This is a genomic window from Campylobacter lari subsp. concheus (assembly GCF_008245025.1).
Lineage (GTDB): Bacteria > Campylobacterota > Campylobacteria > Campylobacterales > Campylobacteraceae > Campylobacter_D > Campylobacter_D concheus.
Genome location: NZ_CP043426.1, coordinates 949,377 through 965,364 on the forward strand (window position 1 = coordinate 949,377; position 15,988 = coordinate 965,364).

13 protein-coding genes are annotated in these 15,988 nt (G+C 28.8%); 1 reads left to right on the top strand and 12 read right to left on the bottom strand.

Features of this window, described 5'->3' with window-relative positions; genetic code table 11:
- Positions 1 to 93: 93 nt before the first annotated feature.
- Together groL and groES are read right to left on the bottom strand one after the other, a co-directional pair.
- Positions 94 to 1,731, bottom strand: a complete 1,638-nt coding sequence (gene groL / locus CLCT_RS04965) for a chaperonin GroEL (RefSeq protein WP_039641822.1) — start codon at positions 1,729 to 1,731, stop codon at positions 94 to 96.
- A gap of 13 nt (positions 1,732 to 1,744) precedes the next feature.
- On the bottom strand, positions 1,745 to 2,005 hold the full coding sequence (gene groES / locus CLCT_RS04970) for a co-chaperone GroES (RefSeq protein WP_149062447.1): 261 nt from the start codon (positions 2,003 to 2,005) through the stop codon (positions 1,745 to 1,747).
- Between the two features lie 162 nt (positions 2,006 to 2,167).
- On the opposite strand from groES, the gene CLCT_RS04975 reads away from it, so the two are divergent.
- Positions 2,168 to 4,711 (top strand): AsmA family protein, encoded by a 2,544-nt coding sequence (locus tag CLCT_RS04975; protein ID WP_149062448.1) that lies wholly within the window; start codon positions 2,168 to 2,170, stop codon positions 4,709 to 4,711.
- Positions 4,712 to 4,740: 29 nt separating this feature from the next.
- Here CLCT_RS04975 and hpf read toward each other — a convergent pair whose 3' ends face one another.
- From hpf to CLCT_RS05025, 10 genes are all read right to left on the bottom strand, one after another.
- Complete coding sequence (gene hpf / locus CLCT_RS04980) at positions 4,741 to 5,259, bottom strand: ribosome hibernation-promoting factor, HPF/YfiA family (RefSeq protein WP_039668566.1); 519 nt, start codon at positions 5,257 to 5,259, stop codon at positions 4,741 to 4,743.
- A 78-nt stretch (positions 5,260 to 5,337) separates the two neighbouring features.
- On the bottom strand, positions 5,338 to 6,018 hold the full coding sequence (locus CLCT_RS04985) for a 3-methyladenine DNA glycosylase (RefSeq protein WP_149062449.1): 681 nt from the start codon (positions 6,016 to 6,018) through the stop codon (positions 5,338 to 5,340).
- Complete coding sequence (gene mfd / locus CLCT_RS04990; protein ID WP_149062450.1) at positions 6,015 to 8,954, bottom strand: transcription-repair coupling factor; 2,940 nt, start codon at positions 8,952 to 8,954, stop codon at positions 6,015 to 6,017. Before mfd ends, CLCT_RS04985 begins: the two co-directional genes overlap by 4 nt.
- A complete protein-coding gene (locus CLCT_RS04995; RefSeq protein ID WP_070256690.1) occupies positions 8,944 to 9,348 on the bottom strand; it encodes a bactofilin family protein in 405 nt (134 codons plus the stop codon). Before CLCT_RS04995 ends, mfd begins: the two co-directional genes overlap by 11 nt.
- Positions 9,276 to 10,187, bottom strand: coding sequence for a M23 family metallopeptidase (locus CLCT_RS05000; protein WP_235362463.1), 912 nt, complete (start codon positions 10,185 to 10,187; stop codon positions 9,276 to 9,278). The genes CLCT_RS04995 and CLCT_RS05000 overlap by 73 nt, the downstream gene beginning before the upstream one ends.
- A complete protein-coding gene (locus CLCT_RS05005; RefSeq protein ID WP_149062451.1) occupies positions 10,174 to 11,343 on the bottom strand; it encodes a Mur ligase family protein in 1,170 nt (389 codons plus the stop codon). The genes CLCT_RS05000 and CLCT_RS05005 overlap by 14 nt, the downstream gene beginning before the upstream one ends.
- Before the next feature lies 1 nt (position 11,344).
- Positions 11,345 to 12,712, bottom strand: a complete 1,368-nt coding sequence (locus tag CLCT_RS05010) for a hypothetical protein (protein ID WP_149062452.1) — start codon at positions 12,710 to 12,712, stop codon at positions 11,345 to 11,347.
- A 1-nt stretch (position 12,713) separates the two neighbouring features.
- Positions 12,714 to 13,211, bottom strand: a complete 498-nt coding sequence (gene lptE, locus CLCT_RS05015) for an LPS assembly lipoprotein LptE (protein ID WP_039668573.1) — start codon at positions 13,209 to 13,211, stop codon at positions 12,714 to 12,716.
- A complete protein-coding gene (gene leuS / locus CLCT_RS05020) occupies positions 13,208 to 15,637 on the bottom strand; it encodes a leucine--tRNA ligase (protein WP_149062453.1) in 2,430 nt (809 codons plus the stop codon). The genes lptE and leuS overlap by 4 nt, the downstream gene beginning before the upstream one ends.
- 8 nt (positions 15,638 to 15,645) lie before the next feature.
- A complete protein-coding gene (locus CLCT_RS05025) occupies positions 15,646 to 15,987 on the bottom strand; it encodes a DUF6394 family protein (RefSeq protein ID WP_039618681.1) in 342 nt (113 codons plus the stop codon).
- Between the last annotated feature and the right edge of the window lies 1 nt (position 15,988).

The following is a 15,988-nucleotide window of genomic DNA, read 5'->3' on the forward strand; positions in this document are numbered from 1 at the left end:
TATTATAACAAAAATAAAAATCAGTGCAGAAAAATAAAAAAAGAGTGAGTTGCTTTACATAAAAAGCAACTCAAAAGCAGCAAAAAAATGGTATTACATCATACCACCCATGCCTCCCATACCACCCATGCCACTCATATCAGGCATAGCAGGTTTATCTTCTTTGATTTCACTAATTGTAGCTTCAGTTGTTAAAAGCATGCTAGCTACTGAAACTGCATTAAGTAAAGCTACTCTTTCTACTTTAACAGGATCAATAATACCGCTTTCAAGCATATTTACATATTCGCCTTTTGCAGCATCAAAACCAGTGTTTTCTTCTTTACTATTTTCTACCGTATTTACAACTACACCAGCATCAAACCCAGCATTTTCAGCAATTTGTCTTAAAGGTGCTCTTAAAGCTCTTTCTACAATAGCTGCACCAATAGCCTCATCACCTTCTAAATTCAAGCTGATTTTTGATTTTGCCTTGATCAATGCAGCACCACCACCTATTACTATACCTTCTTCAACAGCAGCTTTTGTAGCACTTAATGCATCATCAACTCTATCTTTTTTCTCTTTCATTTCAGTTTCCGTAGCAGCACCAACTTTAATTACCGCTACACCACCACTTAATTTAGCAAGTCTTTCTTGTAATTTTTCTCTATCATAATCTGAACTTGTTTCAGCAATCTGTGCTTTAATTTGGTTAATTCTTGCATCAATATTTGCTTTCTCACCTGCTCCATTTACAATAGTTGTATTATCTTTATCAATAATCACGCTTGAAGCTTGACCTAAATCTTGGATACTAGCACTTTCTAAAGTTCTTCCAAGCTCTTCAGAAATCACTTCACCACCTGTTAAAATAGCAATATCTTCAAGCATAGCCTTTCTTCTATCGCCAAATCCAGGAGCTTTAACTGCTGAAATATTTAAAACACCTCTTAATTTATTTACAACTAAAGTTGCTAAAGCTTCACCTTCAATGTCTTCAGCTATAATTAAAAGTGGTTTTCCTGTTTTTTGAATTTGCTCTAAAATTGGTAACAAATCTTTCAAGTTAGCAATTTTTTTATCAAATAACAAAATAAATGGATTTTGCAATTCAGCTGTCATTTTTTCAGTATTTGTAATGAAATATGGGCTTAAATAACCTCTATCAAATTGCATGCCTTCAACTACATTTAATTCATCATTAATTGATTTTGCTTCTTCAACAGTGATAACACCATCTTTTCCAACTTTTTCCATAGCATCAGCGATTAAATTTCCGATTTTCTCATCTGAATTTGCAGAAATTGTTGCAACTTGAGCGATTTCTTTTTTGTCTTTAACTTCACGAGAAAGTTTTTTAAGTTCAGCTACTATAGCTTCACAAGCTTTATCCATACCTCTTTTAACTTCTATAGGATTAGCACCTGCTGTGATATTTCTCAAACCTTCTTTAAAAATAGCATGCGCTAAAACTGTTGCTGTTGTTGTTCCATCGCCTGCCTGATCAGCTGTTTTACTAGCTACTTCTCTAACTAAAGAAGCACCCATATTTTCTAAAGAATCTTTTAATTCCACTTCTTTAGCCACACTCACACCATCTTTTGTGATAGTTGGAGCACCAAAACTTTTTTGGATTAATACATTACGACCGCGTGGCCCCATAGTAACTTTTACTGCGTCATTAAGTTTTTTAACACCTTCATAAAGTTTATTTCTTGCTTCATCTGAAAAAAATATTTCTTTTGCCATTTTTTATCCTTTTTTATTTAATAATCCCCAAAACATCATCAATATTAAGAACCAAATACTCTTCATTATCAAGTTTAATTTCAGTTCCACCGTATTTTGCAAACATTACTTTATCATTTACTTTAACATCTTCTATTTCTTTACTCACTGCAACAACTTCACCATTTAATGGTTTTTCTTTAGCATTATCTGGTATAATAATCCCAGAAGCAGTAGTTTTCATTTCTTCTAAGCGTTTTACCAAAATACGCTTTCCTAGAGGTTGAAAATTCATTTTTTATCCTTTCTAAAATGTGCCATTTTTAGCACTCTTTGTTTTTGAGTGATAGAATTATACATTAAAGAAAGTTAATTGTCAATAAATTAAGTAAAATATATCATATAGATTTAGTCTATTACACTAAATCTATATGATATATCATTATAAAGGTTTCTCATGAAAAAAATTCTTTACATTCTTTTAGGTGTAGTGTGTGTGGCATTATTAGCTATATATATATTATTATTTACAAGCATAGGTAATGCTTTTTTAAAGCCAAGAATCGAAACGATTATTGCTCAAAAAAGCGGTATGAATGTTAAATTTGAAAATTTTAAAATTAGTTTTTCACAACTTAACATTAAAGCAAACATTGATGATAAATTTTTTGCTAACATAGAAGGTGGTATATCACCTTTAAGACTAGGATTTAATTTAAACTATCTTTTAGGACTTAAACAAAATTATATTCAAAAACTTGGTTTAAAAAGCGATAAAGATTTTACATTTAAGGGTAATGTTGTAGGTAAAAGTAGCGATTTTTCAGTAAAAGGTAATGGATTTTTATTTGATTCTAATCTTAACTTAGATGCAAAAATCGTTGATTTTTCTCCTATAAATCTTGAATTCGTTGGAAAAAATATAGATTTAGCTCAAATTTTAGATTTTACTAATCTACCAAGATATGCTCAAGGAAAAATTAGTATTATAAGCGATATACAAGCTAAAGATTTAAAACCAAATGGTAATGCTTTGATTAATTTTTACACAAGTTCTATCAACAATACTCTTATTGAAAAAGATTTTAATCTAAGCTTACCAAAACAAAGCTATATAAAAGGCGAAATAAGATCTTTAATCCAAAACAATGAAGTTATTTCTAAAAGTGAAATTTTAAGTAACTTCTTCAGACTTTATACACAAAAAAGTATTTATGATATAGCAAAACAAAGCTTAACTAGTGATTTTGATATCAAAATAGATGATTTTGATCAATTTTCATCTCTAGTCAAAATGAAACTCCAAGGTAAAAGTCAAATTCAAGGTAATTTACTTTTTGCAAACAATCAATTGCAAAAATTAGATGCTAACTTACTTGGATTTGGTGGTAACTTAAAAACTATTTTAGAAAATAATAATCTTAATATCAATACAACTAATATAGAAGTAGCAGAGCTTTTAAAAACTATCTCTATGCCTGCTTTTATTAATTCTAAATTAATTTTAGATTTAAAAGCACAAGGACTTGATTTTAAAAATTTCAATCTAAACACTAGGTTAAACAATGCAAATATAAATGTTATAGAATTTAAAAAACTAAGCAATCTTGATTTTCCAAAAACAAATTTTAATCTACAAGCTAAAGCAAATGCGAAAAATTCTTTGATTGATTATGAAGCTTTGCTTGATTCAAACATAGCAAAAATACCTCAGCTAAAAGGCTCTTATAATCTTACAAACAAAGATTTAAAAGCACAAATTAGTGCTTTTGTAGATAATCTTAACAAATTAAAACCTTTAACCAAACAAGATCTCAATGGGCCTTTAAATTTAGATGCTAAAGTTGATCTTAAGGCAAATCAAATTCAAAATCTTGATGCGAATATTAAAATCATGGAAGGACTTATCAATGCAAAATCCAATGGGAAAAGTTTACAAGCAAAGGTTGATAATATAAAATTAGAACAACTTTTCCCTTTAATAGGACAAAAAGTTTTAGCATTTGGCGATATAAATGCAGATATTGACTTAAAGTCGCTTGATTTTAACAATATTAATGGTGATTTTAAAGCCATTATTAATTCTTCTTTTAATGAAGTAGAATTATCTAAGCTTTTAGATAAAAAATTTCCAAAGAATACTTCAGCAAAAATCAATCTTGATGGAAAAATTTCTAAATCAATCATTGATTTTAACGCTAAAGCTCTAAGTTCATTTGCGAATATTAATTCACTAAAAGGAAAATTTGATCTTAATCAAATGGCTCTAGCAAGCACTTATAATATTTCATTGCAGGATTTTTCTAAGCTAGGATTTTTAGTCGATAGAAGCTTAAAAGGCAAGGCTGATTTTGAAGGAAAATTTGATTTTAAAAATGCTTTAATAGATGCAAGCGCTAATAGTAAAAATATATTTAACGGCTCATTAAACGCAACTTTAAAAAATAATATTTTTAACGCTAAAATGCAAAATACTGATCTTTCAAATTTAGCTCAAAGTTTAGATTTACCTGATTATTACCAAGCAAAATCAAACTTAAGTATCGATTATAATCTTTTAAAAGAAAGCGGTGTGGTACTAATGAACTTAGCTGATGGGCAACTTAAGAAAAACCTCATCACAAGCGCTTTAATGTTGCTTTTACAAAAAGATATCACTCAAGATGTATATCGCAATGGCGAAGCTAAAATAAATATCAATAAAAATCTCATAGATTTAAATTTAAACCTGGTGGCCGATAGAAGTAATATAAACATCAGTAAAGGTAAGGTTGATACAAAAAATACTAAATTAAACATTCCTTTTAATATCGTCGTCGATAGAGCAAATTTCAAAGGCATTATAAAAGGAACAACACAAGATCCCAAAGTAAGTCTTGATACAAAAAGTGTTGTAAATTCTATTGTTAATACAATAGGTGGAAATACTAGTGATGGCGCTAAAAATACAGGTAAAAAAGTAGATCAGGCAATAGATAAAATCTTTAACAAACTCTTCTAATACATCTAGCCTTTTTGAGGCTAGATTTTTTAAAACAAACCAAATTTACCATCTTTTTTCTTATATAGTACCCTCATTTTTGCATCTATATCATTAAAAACTAAAAATATATCTTTACTTGCTTTTAATTTTTCCAATGCTTCTTCAATTTCCAAAGGTTTATATAATTCAAGCTCTGTTGGAACTATCTCATCTTCTTCAATCACACTTGGTAGTACTAAATTTCCTTTTATTTCATCTTGATGCTTATGCGTGATATTTTTATCATGCAATCTTCTTAAAACCTTAGAAATTCTATCAATAGCTAAATCTATAGCAGCATATAAGTCTTTATCCTTTTGCTTTACAACCACTGTGTTAATACCAGCTAGGTTAATGCTAAATTCAGCCCAAAATCCTTTCTTTCCATGCCTTTCATCAGCACTTATAACACAACGCGCAGAAATCACATCTAAGCCATATTTACTTAAAGCATCAAAACTTTTTTCCACATACTCTTTTATAGACTCAGTTAGCTCAAATTGCTTTCCAACTATACTTGTATTCATTACTTCTCCTTTTTATGAAGTTAAATACATTATAGCACTTTAATCGTAAAAAATTAACTTTTTAAATAAAAAATAAATTTAAAATTTTAAAGGATCTAAAATAAGCACACCGTTTGCTGAAAGTTTTTTTCCTTGAAAATACATTTTACAAAAAGAAACAATTAAAGCATGAAAAATTTGATAAAGCTCATATAATTTACATTCTTTTTTTAGTAAAACACACAATTCTTGTTGATTTTTAGCTATGTCTTTTTTAAAAAAATCTGCCAATTCATCATAACTTTGACACTCATAGCCTAAATAATTAGCTATTTTTGCACTATAAACATCAACTACTAAAACTTCTTTTTTGCATATATAATTTAAAATTCCATCTGCACTTTCTTGACCCAAACCTTTAACATCTAAAAGCCATTCTCTATCTACTTCTTCTTTAAAAAGTTCAAAAGAATTAAAATCTTGGAAATATTTTTGAGTGAAGTTTTTAATATATTTTGCCTTGGTATTATAAAATCCACTCGGCTTTATTAAAAGCGCCAAATCTTGAGTATTTAACTTTGATAAATCTTCTATCTTAGTAATATTTGCTTGTTTTAAATTTGTCAAAGCTTTTAATACATTTTTCCAGTTTGTATTTTGAGTTAAAATCACAGAAATTAAAATTTCAAACTCGCTTAAAGTATTATTTTCTAACCACTCAAAATCTTTATAGTCAGTATTTGCATTAACTAAAGCTTTAAAAATTTCATATCCACTCATGCTTTTTCACACTTTCTTAAATGCATCAAAATAGCCTCAATTACATCATCATCGTCTTTACTTTTTGCCTTAATGACTTCCTTGCTCTCATCATCTTTGACAAAACAAATATTTTGCTCATAATTACTCACTAGTTTATAATGCTTGCTAGCTAAAATTTTTATGATGATTAAATCCAAAAACTGCTTTGTGAAGATATCAGGCTTGCCAAAACGGTCATTCATCTCACTTTCTATCTCATAGACTTCATTAACACTCATACATTTACTAAGTCTTCTATAAAGTTCTAATCTCAAACGATCTTCGCTAATATACTCACTATTTAAAAAGGCATTAATATTAAGCTTTAAATCTATTTTTTTCTCTTTAATTTCTTCTTTTTTACTTAGCTTATTAATTTCATCTTCTAACATTTTAAGATATAAACTATAACCAATTTGCTCTATATGCCCACTTTGGTCCACGCCTAATAAATTTCCACCCCCGCGAATTTCTAAATCATGATAAGCAAGCACGCTTCCTGAGCCTAAATAAGAATTACTCTCTAAACTCGTAAGTCTTTTTAAAGAATCTTTAGTGATTTTTTCCTTATCTTCAATCAAAAAATAACAATATCCTTGCTTAGCGCTACGCCCTACTCTTCCTCTAAGTTGATGCAAATCAGCCATACCAAAGCGATCTGAATTTTCTACTATAATAGTGTTTGCATTTGCCAAATCAATACCACTTTCAACTATAGAAGTGCAAAGCAATAAATCATATTCTTTATTTTCAAATTTAATCATCTCTTCTTCAGTAGTTTTAGCATCAATCTTAGAATGCAAGATTAAAATTTTTAAATTCGGAAATAAATCTAAAAGATATTTTTTACACCCATCAATACTTGCTATATGATTATGTATATAAAAAATTTGTCCTGCTCTTCTTAATTCTCTAGAAATAGCTTCTTTAATCAAAGCATCATTACTTTCTCTAACAAAGGTACGCACATCCAAACGATCCTCAGGTGGAGTTTGTAAAACACTATATGATTTTAAAGAACTGAGGGCTTGATTTAAGCTTCTTGGTATAGGCGTTGCTGACATAGATAAAATATGGGAGTTTTTACTTAATTCTTTGAGTTTTTCTTTTTGTTTTACACCAAATTTATGCTCCTCATCTATCACAACTAAACCTAAATTTTCACACTCAACCCCTAAAAGAGAATGCGTTCCAACCACTACGCAAGGCTTATTTTCTTTTAAAAATGCCAAAACTTGTTTTTTTTCTTTGGCACTAGTAAAACGATCTAGCTTAAAAACATCTATATTAAAAGAGTCAAATCTTCGTTTTAAGGTTTTAAAATGCTGGGCTGAAAGTAAAGTAGTTGGTACAAAAAACAAAGCTGTATAGCCACTTTTTACACAAGTAAATATAGCATTCATAGCAACTTCTGTTTTACCAAAGCCCACATCACCACTTAAAAGCCTATCCATTACTTGAGAACTTTTTAAATCTTGAGTGATTTCTTGACAAACTTGACTTTGATCTTTAGTGTAAAAAAATCCCGCCTTATTGATAAATTCATCTTGTAATTCTTGAGAAATTTTTAATTCTTTTGCTTTTATCAAAGCTCTAGCTGCTGCTAAAGAAACTATATTTGATGCAATAGCAAATAATTTTTCTTTTAATCTTTCTTTGATTTTTAGAAAACTTCCTTTTCCAAGCTTATCAAGCAAAGGTACACCACCACTTGCACCGATATATTTATCAATCATATATAAATTTTCAACAGGCAATAAAAGCTTGTCATTATTTAAATACCCAAGAGCTACAAATTCTTTTTTTGCTCCTGCAATTATAATAATCTCAAGACCTAAAAATTTAGCTATACCATAATCTTCATGTACAACAAAATCCCCGACTCTAAGCTCATCTATTACCAAACTTGCTTTTCTAACTCTTTTATTTTTTTCTTTTTTATTTAAAGAGATAATAAGCTCATCTTGAGTGATTAGGTTGATTCTTTCTTGAGATATTTTTAATTTAATATTTGAAAATTCTTGTAAATTTAAAGCTTTAAACAAAGCTTCATTCTTTGCTAAAACAGTAATTTTTTTATCTTTGTGAAAGGTGAAAAAATCATGATTATAAGAACTTACTAAATCTTTATAAAATCTTGGTTCATGTAAAATATTTTGATTGATTTTACTAATATCTTCTTCAAAATCATTTATATCAAATTTTTTTATGCTTACAAAATTTAAATTTAAATAATCACAAAAATCATCAATACACCAAAAGCCTAAAGAATTAACATCATTGATAATACTTTGACTTTGAAAATTTTGAATTTTTTCTTGTAGATTTTCATATTGCTCTTGATTGAAAGCACTCAAAAATGGACAAATTTCAATTTTTGAAAGTTCATTTGGGATTGATTTTTGCGTATAAATATCAAAATATCTTATACTTTCTATCTCATCTGAAAAAAGCAAAATTCTAAAAGGTTGCTCTTCACTAATCGCAAAAATATCTATAACATCCCCGCGTATTGAAACCTCACCCTTATCTTGAACTATATCTACAAATTCATATCCACTATGTAAAATTTCTTCTTTAAATTTCTCTAAAACAAGAAGTGAATTTCTTTTAAGAATAATATTTTTTAGATGCTTTTTTCCGGGGAGTTTTTGCAAAATTGTTTTTATAGGAGAAATTAAAATTTTATTTTCATCTTCTTTATGATAAGCATTTAAAACTTTACAAATTTCAAAAAGCTCTTTAGAAAAAGAGCGCAAATCGCTACCAAATTCTGCTCTAAAATCAGGTAAAACGAAAGTTTTTAAATTTAAAAATAAACAAACTTGAGCTAATTCATCTGCTTCTTTATCATTCTCACAAACTATTAACTCAGTTTTGTTATTTAATAAATATTCATATAATTTAGCTTGCATTTTCTGAATTTTCTATGCTCACATCAATAGTTGTAAGCTCTTCATCTTTTTCAATTATTTTACTGCTTCCGTTAAATTTTCCACCATTTTCAATGCTCAATTGTTTAACTATGATATTACCATTAAGCACACCACCGGATAAAATCTCTAAAGAATCAACTTGCATTTCTCCTTCAAAAACCCCATTAATCACTATCTTGTTTGCCTTAACTTGTCCTTTTAAAACACCACTTTTGCCTATTACTATCACATTAGAAGAATCAATCACACCTGTAATTTCTCCATCTAAGTGAAGCATAGAGTCAAAATAAAATTTTCCTTCTATTTTTGCTCCGTTTGAAATGACTGTAGTTTCGGATACTGTAGCAATAGAGCCTTTATTAAAGATTGCCATGGAACTCTCCTTTCTTTATCAAATATTTGTTCATAATTTTTTCGGTTTAAATCTATAAAAATTTTAGGGTCTAAAAGTTTATTAATAAATCTAACCTCATAATGCAAATGTGGCCCCGTAGAAAGACCGGTATTTCCTGTATATCCAAGCAAATCACCTTTTTTTACAAATTGCCCTGCTTTAACAACATCTTTGCGCATCATGTGTGCATATACTGTTTTAAAGCCAAAATTATGGATTAAAATCACTGAATAGCCATAACCATTATTGCTGTATGCAGCATACTCAACCACTCCATTTGCCGGTGCATAAATAGGAGTATTTAAAGCTGCTCTTAAATCAATGCCTGGATGAAACTCTTTTTTATTTAATATAGGATGATGACGCCATCCGAAATTACCTGTGACTCCATTATCTTCAATCACATGGCCATTTGGAATTTGTGTTAAAAATAAATAGGCTTGATCATTAGTAAGCTTAACTTTTTCCAATCTTTCTGGTATATCTAAACCCTCATCTTGCTTTAAACCTAAATTTTCTTCAATATCTGCAAGTTGAGTTTGGAGTTCACCATACAAGGCTGTTTTTTCCTCTAAACTTTTTTGCATACTTTCATTTTGAGAAAATAATTTAGTATTTTTTGCTGACAATGTTTCTTGCTCTTTTAAAAGCTCTGAACGCTTATCTGCTAAATAATTAATATATAAAGCACCCAAAACTATAACAACAAAAACAAAAGTAGTAAAATAAATAATTACTTTTTTTATGATCTGACTTAATAAAAAATGTCTAGAACCATTTACATCTGTGATAGTTAGCGTAAATTTATCTTTCATTATAGCCTCTTAAAAATTTTTCTACCAATACAAAAGAACCAAAAACTAAATACAACTCATCTTTTTTTATTTGTTCAAATTTTTGATGAGCAATATCTAATTTTTCTAAATTTTCTAGCAAAACAGAGCCTGCTAAAGGTCTGTCTTTACTTTCATACTCATAAATTTCAACTATTTTTATTATAGGCTTTAAAGCCCTTAAAATTTTATAAGAATCTTTATCTAAAAAGCAATTATAAACTAAATGAACTTTTTTTTCCTTGAAAATTTCAGCTAAAGTTAAAGCTGCCATTTCATTATGGCCTACATCAACAAAAATATTTTGACTTATTTGTTCACATCTTCCTTTTAAATCAAGTTTTGGCAAATTACTAATGCGTTGAATTAATTCTTTTTCATTTTTGGCACAAATTTTAGAAAAAGCTTCTAAGGCTAAAAAAAGATTATCTTTTAAAAAACTCGCTAAATTATATTTTTGAATATATTCTTGTACACAAGGATAAATAGTTGTATTTTTATCTAACGAGCTAATATTTAGACTAGCTTGTTTTAAATTTGCTATTTTTTGAGCCAAATTTAATACTTTTACCTCTTGCTTATGATTAATTAAAGCTTTAGTACTCATGGCTTTTAATTTTGTTCTTGCTATTTCATCTAAGTTTTTACCTAATAAATCTTGATGATCAAAACCTATTTTAGTAAAAATGCTAAAGTCTATCTCAAAAACACTTGTAGCATCGTACTCTCCACCTACTCCAGCTTCTAAAATCATATAATCACAATCTTTAAAAACAAAAAATGCTAAAAATGTAGCATACTCAAAATAGCTAAGTTTTTTCACATCATCCAAAAAAACACTTTCTAATTCTTCATGTGCTTTTTCTAAAAGCTCATTGCTTGTAATTTTTCCATTTAACCAAAATCTTTCATTAAAATCAAAAATATGAGGACTAGTATAATGTCCTACTTTATATCCTTGCTCTAAAAGTAAAAGCGCTAAAAATCTGCCTGTACTTCCTTTGCCATTAGTGCCAATAATTTGAATATTTTTAGTTTTTGGAATAGATTTTTTATATTTTTCATACATACTAAACATAAAAAATCTACTGATTTTTTGTACATGCATAGTTTTTTGTGAAAGTGTTTGTTGGAATTTCATACTAAGCTTTTTGCATTAATTCTTTTAAAATATCACCATCTGGAAATTCTTTTTTTTCTATGCAAGAAGATGATAAAACAAGCTTAACTACTTCTTCCTTGTAAATAAATTTGTAATCATCTATAAGCTTCAAAGCTTTTTCTGTAAAGATTTGAGCATCTTCTAAGCTTTTACCCGGAAAAACAATTAAATAAGAACTTTCATCTAAAATCCAAATTTCGGCCAAATTTTGACATAAGTCTTTGAGGATTTTTTTAAACTTCCCGCTAATAGTTTTAAAACTATCAATACCATAAGCATTAATAACATGTTCTATATTATTGATTTTAAAGAAAGATAAGGCATAATTAACCGCATAAAGCTTATAATTTTCATCAAGCTTTTTAAGCTCTTGAGCAAGACTCCATTGTTCTCTTTGCTCATCATCGCTTGTAGCTTGAATTTGAGTTTTAATTTGAGCTATTTGCTCGTTTGCATACAAAAGCTTATCTTTTAATGTATCAAAATTAATCCGCACATTACCATTTTCATCTTTAGTTAAAGCATTGATAAATTTCACATCTTCTTGGCTATTATCATAAAGCTTTGAAACCATTTCATTTAGGCTTTCTAAATGTTGATTGAAAAAAGAAAGATTTTTTTGTATATAGTATTTATCTATTGCTTCTTTTTTTTGTAGCATCAAACAATATTCATGTGCAAATTCTTTTCTAGCAATCAATCTAGGATTTTCTTTTAATTTTTGCTTAAATTGCTCCACTTCTTTACTTTCGCCAAATAAAGGTTCCAAAGAAGCTAGTAAAAGTTCAGCTTGTTTTTCATAGGAACGTTCTTTTAGCATAGTGATAAGTTTTTCTATTAAAACATGAAAATCTAAAAAAGCTCGGATATTAAATTCTTCTAATTTTTTTAAAAGTTCTCCATCTTCATAAGATTTTTCAAGTTCTTTCCATTTGGCTCTTAAAAGATATATGGTTTCTAAATCCATAGCTTGGGATAATCTGTGTTGAGTAATTTGAGCAAGCTCTTTGATTTTTTTATCTTTACTAATACTAAGTTGCTGAATGATTAAGCCAAGTAAAGCATAAACATCTTCATATTTTCTACTTACCTGTCTATTGAGCCTAGAGACTAAAAACATCAAAAACTCATCAATAGTTCGAATGCTTTTTCCTTTCAATTCTTGCTTGTAAGAATCATCTAAAAGATTGGTATATTTTTCTATTCTAGCTTTATTTGAACTCATCACTCCTGCTTTTTTAGCACACTCTTCAAACACCTCGCTATAATTTTCAGGAGTTGGATATAATTTACGCTCTTTTAGTTTTATCAATGTTTCTTTTGCAATTTCATTGATATGACTTGCCATTTTATTTATAACCCCTAATAGCTATAATAGAAACAAATTCATCAAAAGCTTCACTTGATGCATTTTTAATCGCTTCAAATCTTGCTTGATCACTGATAATAGAGTTTGGATTAATATCAAAATTATAACTTCCTTTGGTATTTACAATTTCTTCCTTGCCATTTTTATAACGCAACACAAACTCCAAATAAAGCTCTGCTTTATAATTAATCACATAACCATTTTTGTCATAAACCATAGGATGAAATTCTAACTTTTTCATTGTGACTATAATAGAACTATCCGCATTATACTCATCTGTGATTTTTCTACCAAGCTTATTAAGCATGGCTTCTCTTAGAATGTCTGTTATGTAAACACTGTTTTCAGGATCTTGTTTGCTAATATTGATTTTTAAAAATACATTTTCACCCAAAACCCTACTTGCCATCTGTGAAGAGGGAATATATCCACAAGCTATGATGAAAAAGGCAAAAAACAACACTAGATATTTTTTCATTTAATCACCAAATTTACTAATTTCTTATCAATATAAATTTCTTTTACTATAGTTTTTCCTTCTAGCCATTTTGCGACATTTTCTTTAGCTAAAGCTAAAATCTCATCTTCTTTAGCTTCTGAATTTATTTCAATCTGTGCTCTTTTTTTACCATTAACACTAATAGCTATATTAAAACTATCTTTTACAAAAACTTCATCTTTTATTTTTAATACTTTGAAATTTTCACATTTAAATAAATGCTCACTAAGTTCAAAACAAACATGAGGGATGATAGGCTCTAAGATATTTAAAATAATATAAAAAGCTTCTTTTGAAACTTCTTTATGATTTATAGTATTTAAGGCATTTAAAGCCTCCATACATGCAGCTATTAAGGTATTAAAGGCAAAACTTTCTTCATAAACTTCGAAAGATTTTTTCAAAGCTTCATATACTTTTAATCTAGCATATTTTTCTTCTTTATTTAAACTTTGATGATCTATTTCTTGTAATTTTCCACATTCTAAACTCATAGCCTTTTCATAAAGCCTATTGATAAATTTAAATGCACCTTCTAATGCACTATCGTTCCATTCAAGTTCTTTAGCAGGTGGTGCAGCAAACAATATAAATAATCTTGCGCTATCTGCTCCATATTTTTCTATAATATAATCAGGATCAACCACATTTCCTTTAGATTTACTCATCTTAGCACCATCTTTAGTAACCATTCCTTGGGTTAAAAGTCTATTAAAAGGCTCATCATCTTTTAAATAACCTAAATCTCTAAGTGCTTTTTGGAAAAATCTAGCATAGAGTAAATGTAATATCGCATGTTCAATACCGCCAATATATTCATCAACATTCATCCAATAATTAACACTTTTTTCATCTATTGCTTTTTCTTGCCATGTTTTATCATCACTTGCAAAACGCGCAAAATACCAAGAACTTTCAAAGAAAGTATCTAAAGTATCGCTTTCCTTTTGTGCTTTTTTACCACATTTTGGACAAACACACTCTTTCCATGTTTCATGCTTATCAAGTGGATTTCCTTCTCCATTTATCACCACATCTTCAGGCAAGGTAATAGGTAAATTTTCAATTTTTTGAGGAACTATGCCACAAGAATCACACTTAATCATTGGTATAGGAGCACCCCAATATCTTTGTCTAGAAACACCCCAATCACGAATTTTAAAATTGGTAACCTTTTTACCAATACCCAAAGATTCAATTTTTAAACTAATTTTTTCTCTAGCATCATTGCATTCTAGTTGATCAAATTCGTCACTATTAGTTAAAATGCCTTCTTTTAAAGTGTAGCATTGCGCATCATTTTCATCTTTATAAATTACTTTTTTTATAGCCAAATTATAAGTTTTTGCAAACTCATAATCTCTTTCATCGTGAGCAGGCACACTCATAACAGCCCCACTACCATAATCACTTAAAACAAAATTAGCCACCCATAAAGGAATTTTTTCTTTACTTAGTGGATGGATTACATAAAGATTTAAAAAATATCCTTCTTTTGGCGCAGCTTGTCTTTGGCGTGGTGTTTGATTTTGGATATTTTGAATTTTAGTTATAACATCTTGTTTTAGTAACTTTTTATCAATTAATTCATTTACTATTTCATGGTTAGGTGCTAAAGCAATGTAAGATACTCCATAAATAGTCTCAGCTCTTGTGGTAAAAACATTGATCTTTTTTGCACTGATTTTATCATTTTCTTCTATATCAAAATCAAAGCTAAGCCCTGTGCTTTTACCTATCCAATTTTCTTGCATAGTTAGAACTTGACTTGGCCATTTTCCTTCTAATTTTTTAAGATCTTGCAATAATTCATCCGCATAAGCGGTAATTTTTACATAATATCCTGGCATTTTTTTTCTAATGACTTCATGTCCACAACGCCAACATTTGCCATCTTCAACTTGCTCATTTGCTAAAACTGTTTTATCATTCTCACACCAATTCACTTCGGCTTCTTTAGTATAAACAAGTCCTTTTTTATACATTTTGATGAAAAATTCTTGCTCAAATTTAGTATATAAAGGATCAGAAGTAGCAAGTATTCTTTTTTTAGAAAAAGAAAAACCCAAAGAAGCAAGCTCATTTTGCATATAATCAATATTTTCATAAGTCCATTTTTTAGGATGGATACCATGTTTAATCGCAGCATTTTCAGCAGGCATACCAAAACTATCAAAACCTATAGGATGTAAGACGTTAAAACCTTTTTTTCTATAATACCTAGCCATAGCATCGCCTATGCTATAGTTTCTCACATGTCCCATATGAATTCTACCACTTGGATATGGAAACATAGATAAAATGTATTTTTTTGGTAAAGAAAAATCATCTTTTGGTTCAAAATATTGTTTTTCTTGCCAAATTTTTTGCCATTTTTTTTCTATTTTGCCTGCTTCATATGCCATTTTAACTCCTAATTTTCTTCTTGATTTTTTACTGAATCAACTATAACTAAAATCATTGAAAAGATATTAGCTATCAAAGCACCAATTGCTAAAGTATAAACCATAACATTAGCTTCTGGATTAATTTGTATTAAAGCAAAAGCCGGAATTAAATGCAAATCAGCCACTAAAGAACTAGCAAATAATTCAGCTGCTAAGAAATTTCTAACCCCAATTTTTAATAAAGTAGAAATTAAATTCACACAAGCTGCAATAAATAAAGCAACCTCATTTTGATCATATAAAAATCCTGCGGTTGTAGTTAAGCTCATTAAAGCAAAAAAGATATAAATAACCTTACCCCAATTCATT

What these genes read in the sequence shown, in the direction of transcription:
- groL (WP_039641822.1), bottom strand. Translation starts at nt 1,731, where the DNA reads ATGGCAAAAGAAATATTTTTTTCAGATGAAGCAAGAAATAAACTTTAT.
- groES (WP_149062447.1), bottom strand. Translation starts at nt 2,005, where the DNA reads ATGAATTTTCAACCTCTAGGAAAGCGTATTTTGGTAAAACGCTTAGAA.
- CLCT_RS04975 (WP_149062448.1), top strand. Translation starts at nt 2,168, where the DNA reads ATGAAAAAAATTCTTTACATTCTTTTAGGTGTAGTGTGTGTGGCATTA.
- hpf (WP_039668566.1), bottom strand. Translation starts at nt 5,259, where the DNA reads ATGAATACAAGTATAGTTGGAAAGCAATTTGAGCTAACTGAGTCTATA.
- CLCT_RS04985 (WP_149062449.1), bottom strand. Translation starts at nt 6,018, where the DNA reads ATGAGTGGATATGAAATTTTTAAAGCTTTAGTTAATGCAAATACTGAC.
- mfd (WP_149062450.1), bottom strand. Translation starts at nt 8,954, where the DNA reads ATGCAAGCTAAATTATATGAATATTTATTAAATAACAAAACTGAGTTA.
- CLCT_RS04995 (WP_070256690.1), bottom strand. Translation starts at nt 9,348, where the DNA reads ATGGCAATCTTTAATAAAGGCTCTATTGCTACAGTATCCGAAACTACA.
- CLCT_RS05005 (WP_149062451.1), bottom strand. Translation starts at nt 11,343, where the DNA reads ATGAAATTCCAACAAACACTTTCACAAAAAACTATGCATGTACAAAAA.
- CLCT_RS05010 (WP_149062452.1), bottom strand. Translation starts at nt 12,712, where the DNA reads ATGGCAAGTCATATCAATGAAATTGCAAAAGAAACATTGATAAAACTA.
- lptE (WP_039668573.1), bottom strand. Translation starts at nt 13,211, where the DNA reads ATGAAAAAATATCTAGTGTTGTTTTTTGCCTTTTTCATCATAGCTTGT.
- leuS (WP_149062453.1), bottom strand. Translation starts at nt 15,637, where the DNA reads ATGGCATATGAAGCAGGCAAAATAGAAAAAAAATGGCAAAAAATTTGG.
- CLCT_RS05025 (WP_039618681.1), bottom strand. Translation starts at nt 15,987, where the DNA reads ATGAATTGGGGTAAGGTTATTTATATCTTTTTTGCTTTAATGAGCTTA.